Origin of the sequence: Kocuria sp. KRD140, assembly GCF_017168375.1 — a bacterium.
Lineage (GTDB): Bacteria > Actinomycetota > Actinomycetes > Actinomycetales > Micrococcaceae > Kocuria > Kocuria marina.
In genome coordinates this window covers 21739-43914 of the sequence record NZ_JABFAW010000004.1, presented here as the reverse complement: position 1 = coordinate 43914, position 22176 = coordinate 21739, and the positions used below count along the sequence as shown (strand labels likewise).

General features: G+C 68.2%; 14 protein-coding genes and 6 pseudogenes. 10 read left to right on the top strand and 10 right to left on the bottom strand.

All coding sequences use genetic code 11. From position 1 onward, the window contains the following. The gene (locus J1M36_RS04380) at positions 1 to 360 is read right to left on the bottom strand and encodes an FGGY-family carbohydrate kinase (RefSeq protein ID WP_241246879.1); all 360 of its coding nucleotides are present in this window, start codon (positions 358 to 360) and stop codon (positions 1 to 3) included. Positions 361 to 491: 131 nt separating this feature from the next. On the opposite strand from J1M36_RS04380, the pseudogene J1M36_RS12675 reads away from it, so the two are divergent. After that, positions 492 to 752, top strand: a pseudogene (locus tag J1M36_RS12675) (SDR family NAD(P)-dependent oxidoreductase); the annotation flags it as partial. Positions 753 to 791: 39 nt separating this feature from the next. Here the strand turns inward: J1M36_RS12675 and J1M36_RS12670 are convergent. The 4 genes and pseudogenes from J1M36_RS12670 to J1M36_RS04360 all read right to left on the bottom strand — a co-directional run. After that, positions 792 to 1042: pseudogene (locus J1M36_RS12670) on the bottom strand (pyruvate kinase); the annotation flags it as partial. A gap of 92 nt (positions 1043 to 1134) precedes the next feature. Continuing rightward, positions 1135 to 2114 (bottom strand): annotated as a pseudogene (locus J1M36_RS04370) (ATP-dependent 6-phosphofructokinase). A 189-nt stretch (positions 2115 to 2303) separates the two neighbouring features. Beyond that, positions 2304 to 2926, bottom strand: a pseudogene (locus J1M36_RS04365) (ROK family protein); the annotation flags it as partial. A 209-nt stretch (positions 2927 to 3135) separates the two neighbouring features. Beyond that, a complete protein-coding gene (locus J1M36_RS04360) occupies positions 3136 to 4272 on the bottom strand; it encodes an ABC transporter ATP-binding protein (protein ID WP_039102262.1) in 1137 nt (378 codons plus the stop codon). An 800-nt stretch (positions 4273 to 5072) separates the two neighbouring features. On the opposite strand from J1M36_RS04360, the gene J1M36_RS04355 reads away from it, so the two are divergent. From J1M36_RS04355 to J1M36_RS04335, 5 genes and pseudogenes are all read left to right on the top strand, one after another. Beyond that, complete coding sequence (locus J1M36_RS04355; RefSeq protein ID WP_052239393.1) at positions 5073 to 5858, top strand: DeoR/GlpR family DNA-binding transcription regulator; 786 nt, start codon at positions 5073 to 5075, stop codon at positions 5856 to 5858. Further along, positions 5855 to 6997 (top strand): galactose-1-phosphate uridylyltransferase, encoded by a 1143-nt coding sequence (galT, locus tag J1M36_RS04350; RefSeq protein WP_064845934.1) that lies wholly within the window; start codon positions 5855 to 5857, stop codon positions 6995 to 6997. The genes J1M36_RS04355 and galT overlap by 4 nt, the downstream gene beginning before the upstream one ends. Next, on the top strand, positions 6994 to 8187 hold the full coding sequence (gene galK, locus J1M36_RS04345) for a galactokinase (protein WP_039102264.1): 1194 nt from the start codon (positions 6994 to 6996) through the stop codon (positions 8185 to 8187). The genes galT and galK overlap by 4 nt, the downstream gene beginning before the upstream one ends. Further along, positions 8184 to 9135, top strand: a pseudogene (gene galE / locus J1M36_RS04340) (UDP-glucose 4-epimerase GalE). The gene galK and the pseudogene galE overlap by 4 nt, the downstream one beginning before the upstream one ends. A 428-nt stretch (positions 9136 to 9563) precedes the next feature. Then, positions 9564 to 10457: an aldose 1-epimerase family protein gene (locus J1M36_RS04335; RefSeq protein WP_064845933.1), complete on the top strand. Its 894-nt coding sequence runs from the start codon at positions 9564 to 9566 to the stop codon at positions 10455 to 10457. A gap of 230 nt (positions 10458 to 10687) precedes the next feature. On the opposite strand, the gene J1M36_RS04330 is transcribed toward J1M36_RS04335, so the two are convergent. The 4 genes from J1M36_RS04330 to J1M36_RS04315 form a co-directional block, all read right to left on the bottom strand. After that, positions 10688 to 13732 carry a glycoside hydrolase family 2 TIM barrel-domain containing protein gene (locus tag J1M36_RS04330; RefSeq protein ID WP_064845932.1) on the bottom strand — a complete coding sequence of 1015 codons (3045 nt, stop codon included), beginning with the start codon at positions 13730 to 13732 and terminating at the stop codon, positions 10688 to 10690. A 72-nt stretch (positions 13733 to 13804) separates the two neighbouring features. Continuing rightward, entirely contained in the window at positions 13805 to 14743 is a 939-nt protein-coding gene (locus J1M36_RS04325) for a carbohydrate ABC transporter permease (RefSeq protein WP_206478829.1), read from the bottom strand. Further along, positions 14736 to 15623 carry a carbohydrate ABC transporter permease gene (locus tag J1M36_RS04320; RefSeq protein WP_064845930.1) on the bottom strand — a complete coding sequence of 296 codons (888 nt, stop codon included), beginning with the start codon at positions 15621 to 15623 and terminating at the stop codon, positions 14736 to 14738. Before J1M36_RS04320 ends, J1M36_RS04325 begins: the two co-directional genes overlap by 8 nt. Then, positions 15620 to 16966, bottom strand: a complete 1347-nt coding sequence (locus J1M36_RS04315) for a substrate-binding domain-containing protein (protein ID WP_241246856.1) — start codon at positions 16964 to 16966, stop codon at positions 15620 to 15622. Before J1M36_RS04315 ends, J1M36_RS04320 begins: the two co-directional genes overlap by 4 nt. Before the next feature lie 1316 nt (positions 16967 to 18282). On the opposite strand from J1M36_RS04315, the gene J1M36_RS04305 reads away from it, so the two are divergent. The 3 genes and pseudogenes from J1M36_RS04305 to J1M36_RS04295 all read left to right on the top strand — a co-directional run bounded on the left by J1M36_RS04305 (position 18283) and on the right by J1M36_RS04295 (position 20300). Further along, positions 18283 to 18747 carry a MerR family transcriptional regulator gene (locus J1M36_RS04305; protein WP_064845984.1) on the top strand — a complete coding sequence of 155 codons (465 nt, stop codon included), beginning with the start codon at positions 18283 to 18285 and terminating at the stop codon, positions 18745 to 18747. Continuing rightward, positions 18644 to 19159: a carboxymuconolactone decarboxylase family protein gene (locus tag J1M36_RS04300; RefSeq protein WP_156523385.1), complete on the top strand. Its 516-nt coding sequence runs from the start codon at positions 18644 to 18646 to the stop codon at positions 19157 to 19159. Before J1M36_RS04305 ends, J1M36_RS04300 begins: the two co-directional genes overlap by 104 nt. Before the next feature lie 74 nt (positions 19160 to 19233). After that, positions 19234 to 20300 (top strand): annotated as a pseudogene (locus J1M36_RS04295) (IS481 family transposase). Here the strand turns inward: J1M36_RS04295 and J1M36_RS04290 are convergent. After that, positions 20289 to 21251 carry a quinone oxidoreductase gene (locus J1M36_RS04290; protein ID WP_064845982.1) on the bottom strand — a complete coding sequence of 321 codons (963 nt, stop codon included), beginning with the start codon at positions 21249 to 21251 and terminating at the stop codon, positions 20289 to 20291. The pseudogene J1M36_RS04295 and the gene J1M36_RS04290 sit on opposite strands and share 12 nt — an antisense overlap. 219 nt (positions 21252 to 21470) lie before the next feature. Here J1M36_RS04290 and J1M36_RS04285 point away from each other — a divergent pair. Next, positions 21471 to 22176 (top strand): Asd/ArgC dimerization domain-containing protein (locus J1M36_RS04285; RefSeq protein WP_206478737.1); only part of this gene is annotated, 706 nt, incomplete at its 3' end.

Here is a 22176-nt window from a genome sequence, read left to right as displayed (position 1 = left end):
TCACGAGCCCTCCACCGCCGCCCCGTAGAGCCGCTCGAAACGGTCGTGGACACCCCGGTAGTACTCCTGCGCGGAATCGCGAGGGGTGTACGTCCCCGCGGGTTCCGGGGATGAGCACTCCACGTCCGGTGCGAGTGACTCCAGCATGAGCAGGGCATTGCCGCGGCACGTGGACCGCTTGATGGTCTGGTGGATCACGGGGGTGCCCAGGTAGTCGCCCAGGATCTGCAACCAGGACGGCAACTCCTGGGTGACCCGGCCCGCCGCCACGATCCGCTCCACGTCCGTGGCGGCCCGTTCCAGCTCGTCCGACACCCTCCGGTAGGAACCAGCGATCCCCTCCAGCATCCCGCGCGCCATAGCGGAGGCATCCGTGGACGCTGACACATCTGCGAACACCGCCCGCGCACTGCCCGCCCGGACCACCCTCACCCCCGCCCCGGCCGCACCCGCGGTCTAGGGGCTCCAGCGTGCCCTGAACCACCGTCATCGTGAAGGGAGTCACCGTGCCCACGCCTTCCACCCGCACCCGGCCTCTGGCCTTCATCACCGGCGCCTCCAACGGCATCGGCACCGACATCGTCCGCGAGCTGGCCACTCGCGGCTACGACATCATCGGCACCGGACGCAGCGACTCGATCGATACCGTCGCTGAGCAACTGCGTGCGCTTGGCGCGACCGTTTACCCAGTGCGGGCGGACCTGCGCACCTACGAGAACATGGAAAAGCTTTGGGATCAGGTTGAAGCCATTGCCCGCCCGCCGGACGTCGCGGTTCTCAACGCCGGGGAGCAGCTCGTGCGGGCCGTCCGCGAAGCGGGCGAGCCGGATCTTGGGTCTCTGGAGGTCCGCGAGGATCGCGACCGTCGCCCCGGCTCCGCAGAGGCGCGCCGCAGGTTCTCGTAGGAGGTGTCGTGCACGGAGCGGTCGCCGTGGCTCATGTTGAGCCGGGCCACGTTCATGCCGGTCCGGATCGCCTCGGAGAGGTTCTCGTACGAGGAGATGGCCGGGCCTATCGTGGCCACGATCTTTGCTCGTCGCATGGGGGCTTCATGTCGTCAGTACTGAGGGATAAGGGATCAGGGAAGGGGGAGGGGTCGCACTGTTGCTCCGGGGTGGACGTGCACGGTTACTCTCAGCGGCCGAAGAGGACTTTGGCCTCGTCCCAGCGGTGCTGGAGGACGGTCTTGAGCCCCTCGAGCGCCTCGGCGAAGTCGATGCGGACCATGTCCGTGCCGCGGATGGCGACCATCCGGCCCCACTGCTTCTCGTGCACGAGGTCGACCACGGCCATCCCGAAGCGGGTGGCCAGCACCCGGTCGAAGCCCGTGGGGCGCCTCCGCGCTGAATGTGCCCGAGCGTGGTGTTGCGGGTCTCGATGCCGGTGAGGCGCTCGATCTCCTGCGTGACGTACTCCCCGATCCCGCCCAGCCGGGGAGGGCCGTCGGCCTCGGTGCCCTTCCCCGCCAGCACGTCCTCGTGATCCTCGGGGACGAAGCCCTCGGCGACGACCACCAGCGGGGACCGGCCCCGGTCGTAGACCTCCCGCACCCACGCGCAGACCTGGTCCATGGAGACCTTCTGCTCCGGGATCAGCACCGCGTGGGCCCCGGCGGACATCCCCGAGAGCAGGGCGATCCACCCGACGTCGCGGCCCATGACCTCGGCGACCATGCACCTGTGGTGGGACTCCCCGGTGGTGCGCAGCCGGTCCATGGCGTGGGTGGCGATGGACACGGCGGTGTCGAAACCTAAGGTGTAGTCGATGACCTGCAGGTCGTTGTCGATGGTCTTGGGCACCCCCACCACGGGCAGGCCGGCCTCGGCCAGCCGTGCGGCCCCGGCGAGAGTGCCCTCCCCGCCGGTGGCCACGATCGCGTCGATGTGGTGGCGTTCGAGCATCACCCCGATGCTCCCGGGTCCGCCGCCGGGACCGGAGTAGGGGTGGGTGCGGGAGGTGCCCAGGATGGTCCCGTCCTCCCGGGCCAGGCCGCGGACCCGAGTGCGGGGCAGGTCCATCGTGTCGCCGTCCACGACCCCGCGCCAGCCGTCGCGGAAGCCCACGAACTCGTACTCGTAGGTCTTGATCCCGTGCAGCACCGCGGCGCGGATCACGGCGTTGAGTCCGGGTCAGTCCCCGCCGCTGGTCAGTACTCCGATCTTCATCCGTAGGGTCTCCTGGGGGATAGGGGCAAGGGTGGCGGGCATGAGCCGCTGAGGCGGGGTGGACCTGGCCACCTCGTGAGCTCGGTGATCTGCGGTCGGTGATCCGGCTACGGCAAGGGCGGTGCCGTGCAGTAGGCATTGGCGGGCAGCGCCGATGATCCCGGCGGCGTTGGACAGCTGGGCGGGCACGATGGGGGTATCCAGGTGCAGGTGGGGGAGGAAGTCCTCGTGCCGGGCCGAGATCGCGCCCCCGACGACGATCAGGTCGGGGGAGATCAGGAACTCCAGGTGGCCCAGTTCCAGGTTCGGGACCAGCCATCCGTCGACGAACAGGGCCGAGCCAATCCCGGTGCCCAGGAGCAGGACCAGCACGGTGCCGCGGGCGGGGCGGCCCTCGGGTCCGCGGCCGGCGCCGTAGCGGACCTCGGCCAGCCCGGCCGCGTCGGCGTCGTTGAGCACGTGCACGGGCCGGCCCAGCCGGTCGGTGAGGAAGCACTCGACCTCCAGGCCGATCCAGGTGCTGTCGATGTTCGCGGCCGAACGCGCTACGCCCTCGCGGGCGATGGTGGGCAGGGCCACCCCACGTTGGCCTCCTGATGTGGGGCCTGGGGCCGGGAGGACAGCTGGTGGAGCAGAACTCCGAGTACCTCAGCGACCGCCTGCGGGGTGATGGGCACGGGAGTGGGCAGTTGGAGAATCGGGGTGATAGGTGTGCCGTCGGCGGTGTCCTCGACCGCGTACTTGATCATGGTGCCGCCCATGTCGACGCCGATGTGGTGGCGGTACAGGGTGGACCACCCTTTGGTGGCCGTGCTGGGGCTGTCACTGTGTGTTGGTGAGGTGGACGTTCGTATTCGATTTTTTGAAGGAGTCAGCGCGGGTGGGACGCTCGGCATCGGTGGAGCCGCCCGTCGAACAGAGCGGGCGGCTCCACGGGCGCTGGGTGCCGATGGCAGGTCCTGTGCCTGGCTTAGTCGGGCAGACGCCGGCCGGTGGCGGCGTCGAAGAGGTGGACGTGCTCCAGGGTCGGAACGACCCAAATTGTGGTGTTGGGTGCCGGTGGGGTGCGGCCCTCGACGCGGACGATGAACTCGTGGGCGCCCGGGTCGTCCTCGGCCCCGGTGGTGTTGTCCACCGGCACCACCATGTTGGCGGCGGTGACGGGTGCGAGGTGGCCGTAGACGAAAGCGTCGGCGCCGAGTTCCTCAACGACGTCGGCCACGATCGGCAGCCCTTCGCCTTCGGGGGCGGGGTGGAGGTCCTCGGGGCGGATGCCGATGGTGACCTTGGCCTCGGTCAGCGCATTCCGCTGGGCATCGGTCAGCGGAATCCTCACCGTGCCCAGCTGTACGGTGCCGCCGGTGAGTGGGGCACGGAAGAGGTTCATGGTCGGCGAGCCGATGAACCCGGCGACGAACTCCGTGGCCGGGGCATCGTAGAGCGCCCGGGGGGTGTCGACCTGCATGAGGTGCCCGTCCTTGAGCACCGCCACCCGGTCGCCCATGGTCATCGCCTCGACCTGGTCATGGGTGACGTAGACGGTGGTGACCCCGAGTCGGCGGGTGAGTGAGGCGATCTGGGTGCGGGTCTGGACCCGCAACTTGGCGTCCAGGTTCGACAGCGGCTCGTCCATCAGGAACACCTGAGGGGAGCGCACGATGGCCCTTCCCATGGCCACGCGCTGGCGCTGGCCGCCGGAGAGAGCCTTGGGTTTGCGGTCGAGGTAGTCGGTGAGGTCCAGGATCTTGGCGGCCTCCTCGACCCGGGCCCGGCGTTCGGCGGCGGGGACCTTGGCGATCTTCAGGGCGAAGCCCATGTTCTCGGCCACGGTCATGTGCGGGTAGAGGGCGTAGTTCTGGAAGACCATCGCGATGTCGCGGTCGCGGGAGGGGACGTCGGTGACGTCGCGGTCGCCGATGAGGATCCGCCCGTCGGTGACCTCCTCCAGCCCAGCGAGCATGCGCAGGGTCGTGGACTTCCCGCATCCCGAAGGTCCGACGAGCACGAGAAACTCCCCGTCGGCGATGGACAGGTCCAGACCGGTCACCGAGGGCCGTTCGGCGCCGGGGTACTGACAGGTGACACGGTCATAACGAACAGAGGACATAGTGGATTTCCTTCCGAGTCTCCCCAGGTGGCCCTGCGGGATAGTGGGATGTGGAGCGGCACCGGATGGCGCCGAGAGGTGTGGTGTGACGAAGAGCCGGACGGCGCGGCGGAGCCGGGGACAACTCGCAGCCCTGTCGGTCGTTTGTCCGCCGCGAAAAGAACGTTGATGGACTCGTTGGTTTTGATGCGGATCGACGCGGGCGGTGGTTGGCCCAGATATCTTCGAACACCGGAACTAGCAGGTCCGGCCCACCGCTCACCTGTGCACCGTTGGTGACGGCATCTCAATGGTTCATCGGCTCAAGGCGGGCCTCCGGGACGCGGAAGAGCGGTGTCCGTACTTGCTCCATCCCGATTGCTAACCAAGCTCGGAGCGTCCGTCCGGTTACTGGGCAGCGACCCAAACGCGTCGGCACGCACCGGCACTTCCTGGTCGCTGGCCGTGGAGTGGGCGTGGGTGGTCTCGGCGAACTCGACGGTCAAGCCGTCGGGACCGCCGAGCGACGTTCCCCGGTGCACCATGGAGGGCACCTGACTTTTCGAGAGTTGGCCGAGGGCAGACACGTTCTCCCTGACTAGGTGCAACCGAAACGGCCCGGTCGGGTCGGAAACGGTCGTTGGCTTCAGGGTCGCAACGGTCACGTCGGCTCCGGACAGATTGTTCTTGTGTGGTTCACGCCATATTAGAAGCAACATGGACGAACATCAAGTATGTTAAAATAAACACAAAATTGTTTGAATGGTGGGGTTTGCCACCACGACGCGCCTCTCCGCGCCGTCCCCGATCCAGGAGGACTCATGTCCGAGATGCTTCCCGACCGCCGACGGCGGAAGATCCTCGACCGGGTGCGTGCGGCCGGTGCCGTGCGGGTGGCCGACCTAGCCGCCGAACTGAGCGTGTCCGACATGACGGTGCGCCGCGACCTGGACCGGCTGGCCCGTGACGGCGAACTGCAGAAGGTCCACGGCGGGGCCAAGCTGCCCGCGGGGTCCTCCGCCGTCGAGCCCGGCTTTATGCACAAGTCCGAGCTGCAGCTGCCAGAGAAGGCGGCGATCGCGGCGGCCGCGGAGTCGATGGTGGAGCCGGGGATGTCAGTCTCGCTGAACTCGGGGACCACGACCTACGCCCTGGCCCGTGCCCTGCGCCGGATTCCCGAGATCACGGTGGTGACCAACTCTCCGCGTATCGCCGATGCGCTCCAGGACGCGCCGGCCACGGGGCAGACCGTGGTGCTGCTGGGCGGCGTACGGACCCCCTCCGACGCGCTGGTGGGTCCGCTGGCCACGACCGCACTGCTCACGATGCATGTGGACGTGTGCTTCATGGGCGTCCACGGGATCAGCGAGCGGGAGGGGCTGACCACCCCCAACATGATGGAGGCCGAGATCAACCGCCTCTTCCTGCAGCGCTGCGACCGCAGCGTGGTGCTGGCCGACTCCACCAAGTGGGGCCTGGTCGGCCTCTACCGCATCGCCGACCTGGACGGGGTCGACACCGTCGTGATGGACGACGGTGTCGACCCCGCGGCCCGCGAAATCCTGAGCCAATATGTTCCCGATCTGCGACTGGAGCCCGTCCGATGACCTCTCCCGCCCCCGCCGAGCGCGCCACCGCACCGCTGATCGCGCACCGCACCCACCACCTCGCCGACGGCCGGGAGGCCGTATTCTTCTCCGACCGCGGCACCCCGCCGGTGGAGCAGGTTACCGACCGCCGGCCCCTGGATGCCCGCTCCGGGCACGGCGAGGTGCGCTTCGACCGCCTGACCGGGGAGTGGGTGGCCGTGGCCGCCCACCGCCAGACCCGCACCTACCTGCCCCCGGTCGACCAGTGCCCGCTGTGCCCGAGCACGGGCGGGCGGGAATCCGAGATCCCCACCGAGGACTTCGACGTCGTCGTCTTCGAGAACCGCTTCCCCTCCCTGGGTCCGCAGCTGGGGGTGCTGCCGGACCCGCAGGACGCGGGGGAGCGGTCCCTGTGGGGTGTCCCGTCCCCGGCCGTGGGGCGGTGCGAGGTGGTGGTTTTCACACCCGAGCACCAGGGCTCCTTCGCGTCCCTGCCCTTCGAACGGGCGCGCACCGTGGTGGAGGCCTGGGCCCAGCGCACCGAGGCGCTCTCGGCAATGGTCGGGATCCGCCAGGTCTTCCCCTTCGAGAACCGTGGGGAGCAGATCGGGGTGACCCTGCACCACCCGCACGGGCAGATCTACGCCTATCCCTATCCGGCTCCGCATGCCGCCCGGCTGGCCGCCCGCTCCCGCGCGCACCTGGCCGCCACGGGCCGGGCCCTGATGGGCGAGATCCTCGCCGACGAGGCCGCGGCGGGGGACCGCATGGTGATCGAGGGCGAGCACTTCTCCGCCTACGTCCCCTACGCCGCGCGCTGGCCCCTGGAGATCCATCTGGTCCCGCACCGCCAGGTCCCGGACCTGGCTGCCCTCACCGGGGCCGAGCGCGATGAGCTGACGGTCCTCTACCGCGATCTGGTGCAACGGGTGGACCGGCTCTACGACACGCCGACCCCCTACATCGCCGCCTGGCACCAGACCCCCGTGAACGCGGCCGACCGCGAGGCCGGGTGGCTGCACCTGCAGCTGACCAGCCCGCGCCGGGCCGAGGACAAACTGAAGTTCCTCGCCGGTTCCGAGGCCGCCATGGGCGCGTTCATCAACGACGTCACCGCCGAACAGACCGCCGCACGCCTGAGGGGGACCGCACGATGACCGATGAGCAGATCGATCACCACGAACACATCCGGGCCGAGGAGCACGCCCGCCGCTTCACCGAGGTGTACGGCCACGCCCCGGACGGGGTGTGGCGGGCCCCCGGGAGGGTGAACCTCATCGGGGAGCACACCGACTACAACGACGGGTTCGTGCTCCCCTTCGCCATCGACCGCACGGCGATGGTCGCCGTGCGGCTGCGCCGGGCCGCGGAGCCTGATCACGAGACGGTGGAGTTGGCCTCCACCTACGCCCCCGAGGGGGAGCGGCTCTCCCGCGCACGGTTCACGGTCCCCGGGCTCACACCAGGCGCCGTCGGTGACTGGGGCGCCTACCCCGCCGGGGTGGTGCACGCCCTGGGCACCCTGGACGGGGTGGAAGTCCCCGGCTTCGAGCTGCTGCTGGACTCCACCGTGCCGGTCGGGGCGGGGCTGTCCTCCTCCCACGCGGTGGAGGTCGCCACGATCGTGGCGCTCAACGACCTGCTGGGCCTGGGCCTCGACGCCCCGGCCATGGCGCGGCTGACCCAGCGGGCCGAGAACGAGTTCGTCGGCGCGCCCACCGGGATCATGGACCAGTCGGCCTCGCTGATGGGCCGGGCCGGCTCCGCCCTGTTCCTGGACTGCCGCTCCCTGGAGTCCGAGCTCGTGCCCCTGCCGGTGGCCGAGCACGGGCTGCGAGTCCTGGTGATCGACACGAAGGTCGCCCACTCCCACGCCGATGGCGGCTACGCCGCCCGCCGTACCGCCTGTGAGCGCGCCGCCGCCGCCCTCGGGGTGGCCTCCCTGCGCGACATCCCCGCCGACGCCGACCTGGCCGCCCTGGACCAGGAAGTGGCCCGTCGGGTGCGGCACGTGCTCTCCGAGAACCGCCGGGTCCTGCAGGCGGTACAGCTCCTGCGCGACGGCGACGTGGCCGGGGTCGGGGGCCTGCTCACGGCCTCCCACGCCTCCCTGCGCGAGGACTACGAGGTCTCCTGCCCCGAGCTGAACCTCGCCGTCGACACGGCCCTGGCCGCCGGAGCACTCGGGGCCCGGATGACCGGGGGAGGCTTCGGCGGCTCCGCCATCGCCCTCGTCCCCGCGGACCGGGAGGAGCAGGTCCGCAACGCCGTCCTGCGCGGCTTCGGCAGCCTGAAGACCCCCGACATCTTCACGGTCCTCCCGGCGGACGGCGCGCAGCGGCTGTGATCTGGTTGGTGACCGGCGGCGCCGGTACATCGGGTCCCACGTCCTCAGGGCGTTCGACGACGCCGGCATCGCCGTCGTGGCCCTCGACTCGCTCGTCAGCGGCCACCGCGCGTTCGTGCCCGGCCCGATCCCGTTCGTCCACGCCGACGTCCTGGACACCGGCACCGTGACGCAAGCGCTTCGCGACCACGACGTCAGCGGTGTCGTGCACCTGGCCGGGTACAAGTATGCCGGGGAGTCCGTCAGGAACCCGTTGCTGATCTACGAGCAGAACGTCACGGGGACCGCTCACCTGCTCACCGCCATGGAGAGGGTCGGGGTGCGGAACATGGTCTTCTCCTCGTCGGCCGCCGTGTACGGCAGGCCCCGGGCCGGCCTCGTCACGGAGGGCACTCCCACTCTCCCGGAGTCGCCCTGCGGGGAGAGCAAGCTCATCGGGGAGTGGCTGATCCGTGACCAGAGACGGGCCCGGGGGTTGCGTCACACCTCGCTGCGGTACTTCAACGTAGTCAGTTCCGGGACGCTGGAGCTCCACGACACCAGTCCCCACAACCTCTTCCCCCTCGTCCTGACCGCACTGGCCGAGGGCCGCCGACCGAAGATCTTCGCCACGGACTACGACACCCCAGACGGCACCTGCGTCCGCAACTACGTCCACGTCGGCGATCTCGCCGCAGCACACGTGGCCGCGGGCCGGGCTCTCGAGTCGGCCGCACCCTGGAGCCGGTCTACAACCTCGGCTCCGGGACGGGTGTCTCCGTGCGGGAGATCATGGAGACCACCGCCCGCATCACCGGCATCGACTTCACGCCCGAGTTGTGCGACCGCCGCCCCGGCGACCCGGCCCGGATCGTCGCCGACGGAACACTGGCCGCCCGCGACCTCGACTGGAGGATGCGCCACACGCTCGAGAACATGGTCGCCGGCGCCCGCGCCGCGCACCGGTAGATCGCCCACATTGCCTATGACAGTCCGAACTCTGCGAAGCCACCGTCCTGCACTTCCCACAGGACCGATCTGCACTTCTGCCCGTTGGCGCGTTGCCAGACCTCATCAGGTCAACGGCTGCATTGATGATCCTCTCCGCGTTTACTCTGCGCGTCATCGTAATGGTTGGAGGCCTGAAGAAACCTGGCCATGCGGTTGAATCCCTGGGCAGTCTTGCAGGCATCGGCGGTGTCTGCGGTGGAAGATCGTCCCTCATTTTTTGCGGTCAATGGCGGGAATGCTCAGACATTATTCTTCTCAGGAACCAGTCTGAACGTTGACGTTTCAGCTTTTTCCTCATTAAGTCGAACGATGCGGCTAGACATGTAGCTCCTTTGGCTTCTAATTCAATGCTATTAGCGGTGCCTAACAGATTCTAGGAGAGACTCATGACATCGTTCATGCTGGTTGCTGGCGGCTACACGGCGGTTGTCGACACCTTTTCAGCTACGCTTTGTTCGCTCGAGTACGAAGGCAGACCTCTCATAGTCGCCCATACTCCGGGCGTCGCCAATGTAGACTACAGAGGCGTCGTGTGTGCCCCCTGGCCGAACAGATTGGCTGACGGCCAGTACCGGTTCGGCGGTCGGCATTATCAGGTTCCTGTCAATGAGCCCGAAAAAGGGACAGCGTTGCACGGACTCGGGGTCTTCCGGGACTGGGAGGTCTTGTCCAACAGTAAGAGTGAAGTTGTACTCGCTTTGCGACTGGGCTCGGACGCAGGGTATCCCTTTTCCGTACGGGTGGAAGCCCGATACATGGTAAGTCGGGACGGCTTGCACGCCGAGATTCGCGGCGTTAATGAGGGGCAGACGGCAGCACCATATGGTTCTTGTCCACACCCATACCTGGTGGCTGGGTCTGGGTGCGTCAATGATTGGACGCTCGAACTGGAAGCGGATCATTACTTGAGCGTCTCTTCTCAGCGTATGCTCCCGACGGCGCTTACCCCCACCGCCGAAGGGCCTTTCGACTTCCGCTCCGGGCGCGGCATCGAACAGATGCCCATCGACAATGCCTTTACTGGCGTGGCCGTCTCGTCGCGCGGAAGATGTATCGCCCGCCTCACGGCGTGCGACGGTCACGGAGCACTGCTCAGCTGGGACCCTCGCGCCAAGTGGGTGCAGATCTACACCGGGGACCACCTCCGGGACAACCCACGTGGCGGTTTGGCTGTCGAACCGATGGACTGCCCGCCAGACGCTTTCAACTCCGGCGAAGACTTGGTCGTCCTCGACCCCGGGGTTGAGCACTCACTGTCCTGGGCGCTGGAGGCTTTCTAGTGTCCTGGTCCGACCGAAGACAGAATAGGTGCCGAGTGGGATCCTCGCCGCGCTTGAAGGCTGCGGGGCGTGGATCCTGACCCAGCAACCGCAACGTGATCCATGCCGCGTGTGCACACGGTGTGCTTCCGTCCTACTCGGCCGATTCGCCGGGCATCCCACCTGCCCTGTGCTGACAGAGACGAGACCACGCATTCCGGTCTCCTCCTGCTCGAGTCGGAGTAAGTTGCCTATCGCACACGCAGTCCGACGACGAAGGAGTGCGTCGCGGGCCACAGCTGGTGCTGTGGGAGCACGTCCGGTCCGCAGGCCCGCGAGCCGATGCCGTGCTGGGCGGCGTCGAGGTAGAGGTGGACGCGTTCGCTCAGGGGCAGCTCGTGCGGGTGGGCGGCGGCTGCCAGTTCCTGGGCGGTGTGCCGGGAGGCTGTGAACCCAGGGCGTCCGACCTGCCCGCCGCCGAGTTGGTTAAAGGACTGCAGCTCAAGGTTGGGCCCCTCGCCGCCGGACAGGTGCAACCAGCGTACGTTGGGGCGGTGTCCCGTCTCCTGCGGCCGGGCGTAGCGCACTGCGAGCTTGTCGATGGTGCGCTCGTGCACGGCGACGAGTGCCGCCACGGCCACGTCGGCGTAGGACTCCTCGGGCCCAGGGCCGAACCACCGGGCGTGGTCGAGGGTCCCGGGCAGGCCCAGTCGCACGCCGACCCGGGGCCAGGTCCCTTCCCAGGGTCCACGCGGGGCGATGTCGACACGCATGACGAGCACGTCGCCGTCCGCCAGGTACGTCAGGTTCGTCTCGATGCCCATGGATGTTGCGGCGGCGCCGCTGCGGATGCGCACGATGAGTCGGTCGTCGAGGACCTGGACCTCGTGGGTTCGGTGGACCAGCCGATCCAAACCGCGCCGCGTCCAGCGCTCGGCGGAGGACGGTCCGGGCACGCCGAGGCCGCCGGTCTCCTCGGGCGAGGCCTCCTCGAGGCTGCCCTGACCCGAGCCGCGGTCGTTGTCGGTCGGCGCCCGCCACAGCTCGGGCGTCGGCCCGTCGACCGCCATCCCGCCGAGCCGGGTGAGCCGCCCGGTGCGCGCGTCGAAGCGGGCTGGGCCGAGAGTGATCTCCCCGCCGGCCTGCCGGGGTGCGGTGCTGCCCGTGGCGGGCGGTGCCGCCGGGCGGGGCGAACGCCACGTGAACCGGGAAGCGGTGAGATCGACCTGACAAGCACTGATCACGTGTCCGGCCGGCCCCCACGCCGCGGGGCGGGCCAGCGCTGCGACGAGCCGCAGCCAGACCTCGCTTCCCTGGCCGCCCACCCGGGAAAGTGCCGTCCTGACCGGGCCGGGCAGGACGATGTGTGCGGTGGAGCCCGCTGATACCGGCGGGACGTCGAGGTTGTCTGAGGCCATTGTCTCGCCGTCGACCTCGACCGCCCACCGGAAGGTGAGGTCGGTGGTGTCTGCAGTGTGCCGGTCGTTCGTCACGAGGACGGCGTCCGCGTCGCCCGTCAGCGTGAGACGGACAGGGGCGACGACGGCGGCGTACTCGGCCAGACCGGGGGAGGGCGTGCCGTCGGAGAGGATCATCCCGTCGGTGATGAAGTTGCCGTCGTGGATGACCTCCCCGAAGTCGCCGCCGTAGGCGTAGAACGGGGTGCCGTTCCCGGTGGTGGTCAGCAGGCCGTGGTCGCGCCACTCCCACACGAATCCGCCGTGGACGCGGGGGTAGGCGCGGATGCGCTCGTCGTACTCAGCGATCGCGCCCGGCCCGTTGCCCATGGCGTGGATGTACTCGCACATGACGAAGGGACGACGTCGCAGCCGCGCCCCCTGCGCGGGACTGCACGCCATGAGCCGCCCGTGCTCCCCACCGATGGCGTCGATCTCCTCCAGGGCGGGGTACATGCGCGAGTAGACGTCGGTGTACTCCCCGGTCTGGTCGCCCTCGTAGTGCACGGGGCGGCCCGGGTCGCGGCGGTGCACCCAGGCAGACATGGCGGCGAGGTTCTGCCCGGTGCCGGCCTCGTTCCCCAGCGACCACATGACGATGCTGGGGTGATTCTTGTCCCGCTCGACGGTGCGGGCGATCCGGTCGAGGTAGGCGTGGCGCCAGCGAGGGTCGTCGCTGGGGTTCTCCCGCCAGCCGACCTCCTCGAAGCCGTGGGTCTCGAGGTCACACTCGTCCATCACCCAGAAGCCGAGCTCGTCGGCGAGATCGAGCACGCCCGGGTGCGGCGGGTAGTGGCTCGTGCGGATCGCGTTGACGTTGTACCGCTTCATCAACTCCAGGTCGGCCCGGGCGTGCTCCGGGTCGAAGACCCGACCCCTCGTGGCCTCAATCTCGTGGCGGTTGACACCGCGAAAGATCACCTGGCGGCCGTTGACCAGGAACTGGTCGCCGACGATGCGCACAGTCCGGAAGCCGGTGCGTACGGTGACCGTCTCCCCACGGGCGGCGAGGACGACTTCGTAGCGGCGGGGTACCTCGGCGCTCCAGGGCTCCACGTCACCGACGGGGATCGGGGCGACGTCGGCCGGGCCGTCCCACCGGTGCTCAATCCCGAGGTCGGGGACGGTGACAGCGACAGGGAACGCCTCGGGTGCGGCGGCGAGCTCAAGGTCCAACGCGCCGTGGCCCGTCACATGATCGTAGTCGGCACGCACCCAGACATCGTCGATCCCCCCGGCGGGGCGGGCGAGGAGCATGACGTCGCGGAAGATCCCGGGCAACCACCACTGGTCCTGGTCCTCCAGGTAGGAGGCGTCGGACCACTGGTGGACCCGGACGGCGAGCTGGTTCTCGCCCGGTTGTAGATGAGCGGTGATGTCGAACTCGTGGACGAGACGGCTGCCCTTGCCCACGCCGACCTCTGTGCCGTTGACCCACAGTCGGTACGCCGACTCCACCCCGTCCAGGCGCAGCAGGATCCGTTCAGCGCCCGACCAGGCGCCGTCGCCCGGGAGCGTAAAGGTGCGCCGGTAGTCTCCGGTCGGGTTCTCGTCGGGCACGAACGGTGGGTCGATGGGGAAGGGGTAGTTGACGTTGGTGTAGATCGGGCGGCCGTACCCGCCGTCGCCCTGGAGGACCCAGTGGCCGGGTACCGCGATAGTGTCCCAGGCGGCGTCGTCGCCCTCCCAAGGCTCAGTTCCCGGGTCGGCGACGGGCGAGAGCCGGAAGCGCCATGTTCCGGTGAGGTCGAGCACGGGGGCGTCCGAGTCGAGCCGGGAGCGCGGAGAGAGCGCGCCGTGGCCCGGGGAGTGGTCGGTGAGGTAGGTCGGGGCAGGCATGGGTCTCTGTTCCTTCTCAGGGCGGTGGGCGCGCGTGCGTTCTGGGATGGGCGACGACGGGGGACGGATTCACTACTCCTTGACGGCGCCGGCCGTCATGCCGCCGCGCCAGAAGCGCTGGAGGACGATCATCGCGACGAGCAGCGGGATGATCGAGAGCAGCACCCCGCCGGTGGTGAGCTCGTAGAACTCCGGGAGTCGCTGAGTCTGGCTGTTCCAGTTGCTCAGGCCAAGGGTGATCGGGTAAAGCTCGTCGTCGGAGAGCATCACCAGGGGCAGGAAGTAGTTGTTCCAGATGCCGACGAGCTGGAAGAGGAACACCGTGACCATGGCCGGGACCATGGTCCGCAGGCCGATGGTGTGGAAGATGCGCATCTCTCCTGCCCCGTCGAGGCGGGCCGCCTCCATGAGCGAGTCCGGAACGGTGGATTGGGCGAAGATCCGGCACAGGAAGATGCCGAACGGCGAGACGAGGGAGGGCAGCAGGACGCTCCAGTACGTGTTGGCGAGGCCGAGCTCGCTGAAGAGCAGGAACAGCGGCAAGGCCGTCGCGGTGCCGGGCACGAGGACCCCACCGAGGATGAGTCCGAAGATCGCCTCGCGTCCGCGGAAGCGGTACTTCGCCAGGGCGTAGCCGCCGGCGGCTGCGAAGTAGGTGGCGATGAGTCCGCCGACTCCTGCATAGAGCAGGCTATTGGTGAACCACCGCACGAAGATCCCACCGTCGTAGGTGAGAACCTGGGCGAGGTTTCCCCACAGGTTGAAGGTCGGCGCGAGCAGGAATCCGTGCGTGGCGAAGAGATCCTCGGTGCTCTTCGTCGCCGCGACCACGACCCAGTAGACGGGCACGAGGAAATAGAGGGCGACGACCGTGAGAAGGCCGGTGACGACGATGGTCGAGGCGGCGCCGCGGCCTGCCCCGCGGCGCCTGGCGCGAGGGGCGCCGGAGACGTTGGCCCGGTCGCGGCCGGTGACCGGTGCGCCAGTGGTAGTGGCCGAGAGGTCAGTCATCATTGCTCCTACGGTTGCTGAAGTACAGGAAGGCATAGGACAGCACGAACGCTGCGACCGCGATCGTCACGGCCTGGGCGGCGGCGACGTTGTAGTCGTTGTAGTTGAAGGCCGAGTTGTAGGCGGCGAGGTTGGGGGTGTACTCGCTGCCGACCGCCGGAGAAACGGTCTGTAGGATCTGCGGTTCGGCGAAGAGCTGGAGGGTGCCGATGATGGAGAAGATGGTGGTCAGCATCAGCGCCGGTCGAATGAGGGGAACCTGGATCGCCCGGGCGATGCGCCACGGGCCCGCGCCGTCGACGCGCGCGGCCTCGTAGATCTCATCGGGGATGGCCTTGAGCTGGGCGATGATGATGAGCATGTTATAACCCGTGTAGGCCCAGGTGACGATGTTCGCGATGGACCACAGGACGACGTTCGGCCCGAGGAAGTCGAGTTCGATGCCGACGAGGGCGGCGACGTCAATGAACGGGCTGAGACCCGGAACGTAGAGGAAGGACCAGAGTACTGACGCGATCACCCCGGGCACGCCGTAGGGCATGAAGTACGCCGCCCGGAAGAACTGGGGCCACCGCGCCGAGGTGGACTCCAGCAGCAAGGCCAGCACGGTCGCCGCGAGGATCATCATCGTCACCTGTACGACACCGAAGAGGAGCATCCGACCGATCGATGCGAGGAATTCGGTGCCCGCGAAAGCCTGGACGTAGTTGGACAGACCGGCGAAGACGGTGCTCGTGCCCTGCTCGCCGAAGAGCCCTGCGCGATCCACCCTCGTGAAGCTCTGGACCACCGCGTAGGCGATGGGTGCGACGAACGTCAGGAGGAAGAGGAGCAGGAAGGGGCCGATGAGGATCCACGGTGCCCGACGTTGTGTGTTCATGCCGTCCTCACATTCAGACCCTTGTTCTTGAGCATCCGCACGGCCGCGTCCTGCGCGGCGCGGCAGGAGTCGACCAGCGGCACGCCGTCGGTGAGCTTTGACCGGAACCCGTCGGACAGGACGTTGAAGACCTGCTGGGCCGTGGGGGCCCAGCTCCAGTTCGGGTTCTGCTGCTGGGCCGCCGGCACGAAGACCTCGGTGTTGTAGTTCTGTCCACCGAAGAACTCCGACTGCTGAAGCCTCGGGGTGCCGATGTAGTCAGAGACGGGCGACCAGCCGATGCCGCAGTGGAGGATCTGGGCGTCGATCGCCTCCGGGTCAGTGGTCATCCACATGGCGAAGTCGGTCGCCTCCTGCGGATGCCGGGAGCTCGACATCGTCGCAACCGTCGAGCCGCCCAGCTGCGCGGAGCCGAAACCGCCGGTCCAGCGGGGCATCGGGGCTACCCGCCACAATCCCTCCGTGCCGCCGACGCCCTTGATGAGCTCGTCGGCCCAGGACGCGGAGGTGATGGCCCCGAGCTGTCCGGTCCCGGCTGCGGCGAACCAGCCGGGGGAGAACGGGCTGATCGAGACGTTGACGAGGTTCTCGTCAATGGCCCGGTCGAAGAAAGCGGCGACTTCAAGCGTCGCGTCGTCTGTCATGTCGATGACCCACGAGTCGCCATCGATTTGGAACCAGTTGGCACCGGCCTGCATGGCGTAGGCACAGAAGTAGCCACCGTCCGCGATGGGGAAGCACTCTAGGTATCGGTCGGCGGCGCGGTACTCGCGGGCCACGGCCGCCCAGTCTTCCCACGTCGCGGGCGGCTCGGCGCCGATTGCCTCCATGACGTCGGTCCGGTAGAAAAACGCGGTGGGCCCGGAGTCCTGCGGCAGCCCGTACACGCCGCCGTTGAACGTCACTTGGTTGAGAACTGAAGCCTCGAATCGATCGGTCACGGCGTCGGCGCCGTACTGGGTCATATCGACTAGGCCGTCCACCATCATGAAGGCCGATGCCTGCCGGAGCTCGACATGTGCGAGGTCGGGACCGCCGCCGGAGGCAAGCGCGGAAAACAGCTTTTGGTAGCCGCCCTGGTTGCCGCTCTTGATCCACACGGTCTCCACCTGGACGTGAGGATTCTTGGCGTTCCAGATATCGGTGACCTTGTCGAGACCCTTCAGCCAAGACCAGTAGGTCAGGCGTACAGGCTCGCCAGCCGCAGCGTCGGGTGAGGTGCGGCCGCAGGCGCCGAGCGCCAGGCTGGCACCCACACCGAGACCTCCCCTAAGGACGGTGCGTCTTGAGAGCTCCATGCGAGTCTCCTTGCCCTGTAAAGTGAATCGATCCAGACCGAACATTTTCGAACATAGTGTTGCGGATCAAACTAACATAAACCATCAACGATCCACCAGACTCTGACAGTCTTCGCTTGTTGGTAGCCCATCTTCGAACTGCCTGAGCGCGTGGGGGGGGTGGGATTCTGGGATATGGCAAACCATCCTGCGGCCCCGCTGCCAACGGGGGATGGCGGCGGCGAAAAGCTGACCCGGTTGGTGCACCCCACCTTTGTGCGGGGGTCTGGCCCAGCGGGCGCGCATCGTGCTGCTGACCGTCCAGGGTGTCTCCAACACCGAGATCGCCGAAAGGGTGGGGCCACCGGCAACACGGTGATTGCCTGGCGGGCCTGCTACGGGTAGGCCGATATCGCCGGGCTGGCCGACCACGACCGGTCGGGCCGGCCCCGGCGGATCGACCACCGCGCGAATGTCACCGCCACGCTCAGAGTGCCGCCGAAGAAGTTCAGCGTCGCCCCTGGCCCTCGCACATGCTCGCGGGGCGGTTGGGTATCGACCACAACACCGTGGCCAATATCCGGCAAGAGTATGGGGTGGCCCCGTGGCGGGCGGGCATCTTCAAGTTCTCCACCGATCCCGAGCTGGTGGCCAAGGTCGTCGACGTGGGCGGTTTCTACCTGGCCCCACCCGAGAACGCGGTGGTGCTATCCCTGGACGAAAACCAACACATCCAGGCCCTTGAGCGCACGGCACCAGGTTCGCCGATGCAGCCCGGCCGGCGACGCGCATCCACGGCTACAACCGACACGGGACCTCCACCCTGTTTGCGGCCCTGGAGATCGCCACCAGCCACGTCACCGCGGCGTGCAAGCCTGGGCACCAGCGCCAGGAGTTCCTGGCCTTCCTCAAGCAGGTTGTCCGAGCCTACCCCCAGGGAATCTGCACCTGGTGATGGACAACTACGCCGCGCACAAGGCCCCCGAGGTAAGAGCCTGGCTGGCGGAGAACCCTCGGTTCCAGATGCGCTTCACGCCGAACTCGGCCTCGTGGTCGAACTTGGTTGATGTGCCAACATCGCATTTGCCCAGTATTCGTCCGTCGTCGACATGAGGCGTGGTTCGGGCTCATCGAACGCCAGGCCCAGCATCGGGCCGACGTCGTTTCGGTGCCCGAGCTGAACAAGCGGATCCGGGCCTTCGTCACCGGCTGGAACGATCGCTGCCACCCGTGCGTGTGGACCAGAACCAGCACCGAGATCCTGAAAAAGCCAGCCGCCCAACCATTTAGAAGATGGACCATTAACAAAGTGTACTGACCGGACACGTTGATCGACGTCGCGGCTTGTCTTTGAGCGTGCTCGAACCCCTAGCGTGCAGGTCATGACGAATGACCGGGCCCTGGCAGATGCCCTGCGACTCGCCGTTGATCCGCCCGGTGGCGTGAACGTCGACGCGCTTAGAGAACTCACCCGAGCCGATTCCGAAGAGGACTGGGGCATTGCTGCGGCCGCCGAGCACTTAGGCGTCAGCCCTCACACCCTGCGCTACTACGAGCGCATCGGCCTGGTGGTCATCCCTAGGGACCACGCGGGGCATCGCCGGTTCGACGCCCCGACCGTACGGCGCCTCGTTTTCCTGACCCGGATGCGCGCATCAGGCATGTCCATCGCCGACCTGCGTCGATACATCGACCTCGTCAACGCCGGCGCAGACACAATTCCAGACCGACTCGACCTCCTCCTTGAGCACCGCGACACCCTGCGTTCCCAGATCACCCAACTCCAACTCGCCCTCGCCGCGACCGAGTACAAGCTCGCCGCCTACCAGGAAGGCCCCCAGCCATGACGACCCCCAGCACGACATCAACTCCGATGAGAACCTTGCTCGCCGCCAGCACGGCCAAGACGTCCTCTCGCGCATCGACGGCCACCAGGGCGAAGCCGTTATCGATTCCCTCGCTGACATCAGCCCCGCCCTGGGGCACCACGTCGCGGCTTTCGCCTTCGGTGACATTTACGACCGGCCCGGGCTCGACCCGCGCAGCCGTCAGCTCGTCACTATCGGGGCCTTGACCGCGCTGGGTGGCTGCGAGCCGCAACTGCGGGTCCACATGGGCGCCGCACTGAACGTCGGCCTCACAGAAGAGGAGATCGTCGAAGCCCTGCTCCACAGCTCGGTCTACGCCGGCTTCCCTCGCGCACTCAACGCGACGTTCGTCGCCAGGGAGGTATTCGCTTCGCGACGGGCCAACGCCTGACGACGAATCAGAACGGGCAGGAGGGCCGTCGGCTCATCTGGCGGCCCTCCTGTCGAGCACGCACAAGGACTTCCATGTCACACGCCAACGCAGCTCTCACACCCCGACACCGGCTCAAGGTGGCCCGGCTCGTCGTCGTCGACGGGCGGCCGATCAGTGAGGTCGCCGCCCGCTTCCAGGTGTCGTGGCCAACGGTGAAGCGGTGGGCCGACCGCTACCGGGCCGGGGAGTCCATGCACGACCGGTCGTCGCGCCCGAGGACGTCGCCGAACAAGACGCCGAAGCCTGTCAAGAAGCGATGCGTCAGCCTGCGAATCCGAATGCGGGAAGGGCCAGTTCAGCTCGCAGCCCGCCTCGGCGTCGCCGCGTCCAGCGTGCACCGCATCCTCACCACCGCACGCCTCAACCGGTCGGCCTACATCGACCGCGCCACTGGTGAGTCGATCAGGCGCTACGAGCACCCCCAGCCCGGCTCCTTGCCGCACGTGGACGTGAAGAAGCTCGGGAACATCCCCGACGGCGGTGGATGGCGCTACGTCGGCCGACGCCAAGAAAAACGCAATCGTGCGGCGACCCCTGGGAAGCCGAAGACCAAGTGGCGCAACCCGAAGCTCGGTTACGTGTTCGTCCACACCGTCATCGACGACCACTCCCGCGTCGCGTACACCGAGGTCCACGATGACGAGACCGCCGTCACTGCCGTCGTCGTCGTGCACCGAGCCGTCCATTGGTTCGGCAAACACGGCGTCACCATCGAACGGGTGCTGTCGGACAACGGAGGCGCCTACCGATCGCACCTGTGGCGTGACACCTGGGAGGCCTTGTCGATCACCCCGAAGCGGACGCGGCCGTGCCGACCACAGACCAACGGCAAGGTGGAGCGCTTCCACCGCACCATGGCCGACGGGTGGCCTACGCCCGTTGCTACACCAGCGAGCGAGAACGCCGCGACGCACTGTCCGACTGGCGCCACCAGTACAACCAGCACCGTCCGCACACGGCCTGCGGGAACCAGCCGCCGTTCTCGCATTTGATCAACGTCCTCGGTCAGTACACCTGGATCTCCGCTCCGGCACAAGCCGGTGGTGCACAGCCCCGTGGGTTCCCGGACCCACGGGGCGGTGTCATCTCACGGCAGTAGCAGGAGCTTCCCCTGCGTGCCGCGGGATTCGAGGTCGTGGTGCGCGGTGGCGGCGTCGTCGAGCGGGTACGTGGCGCCCACCCGGACCTCGAGGCCCCCGGAGGTCACGGCCTCCATGAGCTCGCCCCAGCGCCACGTGCGCTCGTCCCGGTCCCGCGTGTAGTAAGCCAGGGACGGGCGGGTCACGTAGAGCGCCCCGGAGCTGTTGAGCCGCTGCAGGTCCAGCGGGGGCACCTGGCCGGAGGAGCCCCCGAAGAGTACGGTGGTCCCGCGCACGCGGGTGGCCGCGAGGGATTCGTCGAAGGTCGTACGGCCCACAGAGTCATAGACCACGTCCGCGCCCAGGCCGTCCGTGAGCTCGCGCACACGCTCGGCGAAGCCCTCGTAGCCGAGCACGTGGTCCGCGCCGAGGCGCTTGGCCGTCGCGGCCTTATCCGGAGTGGAGGTCAGCGCGATCACGGTGGCGCCGATGCGCTTGAGCAGCTGGATGGCCAGCCCGCCCACACCGCCGGAGGCCGCCGTGACCACGGCGGTCTGCCCGGGCTGCACAGGGAACGTGGACCGCACCAGGTAGTGCGCCGTGAGTCCCTGCAGGGGCAGCGCACCGGCGGTCTGAGGGTCCATGCCGTCCGGCACGGGTAGCGCCTTGTCCTCCTCCACCGTGAAGAACTGCGCGTACGTGCGGGTGGCCTCGGAGGTTGCCACGCGCTGACCGGTCCGCACGGTGGTGACCTCTGAGCCCACAGCCACGACCTCGCCGGTGCCCTCTGAGCCTGCCGTGAACGGGAAGTCCACGGGGTACACGCCGGAGCGCTGGTAGGTCTCGATGAAGTTCACACCGGTGGCCTCGGTCCGCACGAGGACCTCCCGGGGGCCGGGCTCGGGGACGGGCACCTCGGCCGGGCGCAGCACCTCCGGGCCACCGGGCTCGTGCGCGACGATCGCCTGCATCGTGGTCTCGCTCACTGTCAGTTCCTCCTCGCAGCGGGGTGCCGTGCTCGCAGAGGGGCACGACGGCGTCCCCGTCAGTCTCGCGCTACGGCACCTCCCGGCACAAGGCAGTGCACGTCGGGGCGGTCGGCGGGGCGGGCGGTCACCCGCGCAGAGATTTGGAACGCGTTATGCATAAATATTGAATGGAGTGCATAGGAATACGGTATGGTGGAGCCCATGACCTACACCGCTGCAGTCTCAGGCGCCACCGGCTACGCAGGGGGAGAGGTGCTCCGTCTGCTGTGCGGGCACCCGGACATCGAGATCGCCACCGTGGCGGCCCACTCCTCCGCCGGGCAGAAGCTCGGGGCGCTCCAGCCGCACCTGCACGCGCTCGCGGACAGGGACGTCGTCGAGTCCACCGCGCAGAACCTCACGGGCCACGACGTCGTATTCCTGGCCCTGCCCCACGGTCAGTCCGCGGCGCTGGCCGAGCAGCTGCCCGCAGGCACGGTCGTGATCGACGCCGGGGCGGACCACCGGCTCGAGTCCGCCGAAGCGTGGGGAGCGTTCTACGGCTCAGACCACGCCGGCACGTGGCCCTACGGGCTGCCCGAGCTGCTCGTGGACCCGAACGGCCGCAAGCAGCGAGAGAACCTGCCCGGCGCCACCCGGATCGCCGTCCCTGGCTGCTACCCCACGGGATCGCTGCTCGCGCTGGCACCCGCGCTGGCGGCGGGACTGGTGTCTCCCCAGGACATCGTGATCGTGTCCGCGTCCGGGACCTCGGGCGCGGGCAAGGCCCTGAAACCTCACCTGCTCGGTGCCGAGACGATGGGGGGGATGTCCCCGTACGGCGTCGGCGGCGGGCACCGGCACACCCCGGAGATCGAACAGGGGCTGGGATGGGCGGCAGGTGAGGGCGTGCGGATCTCGTTCACCC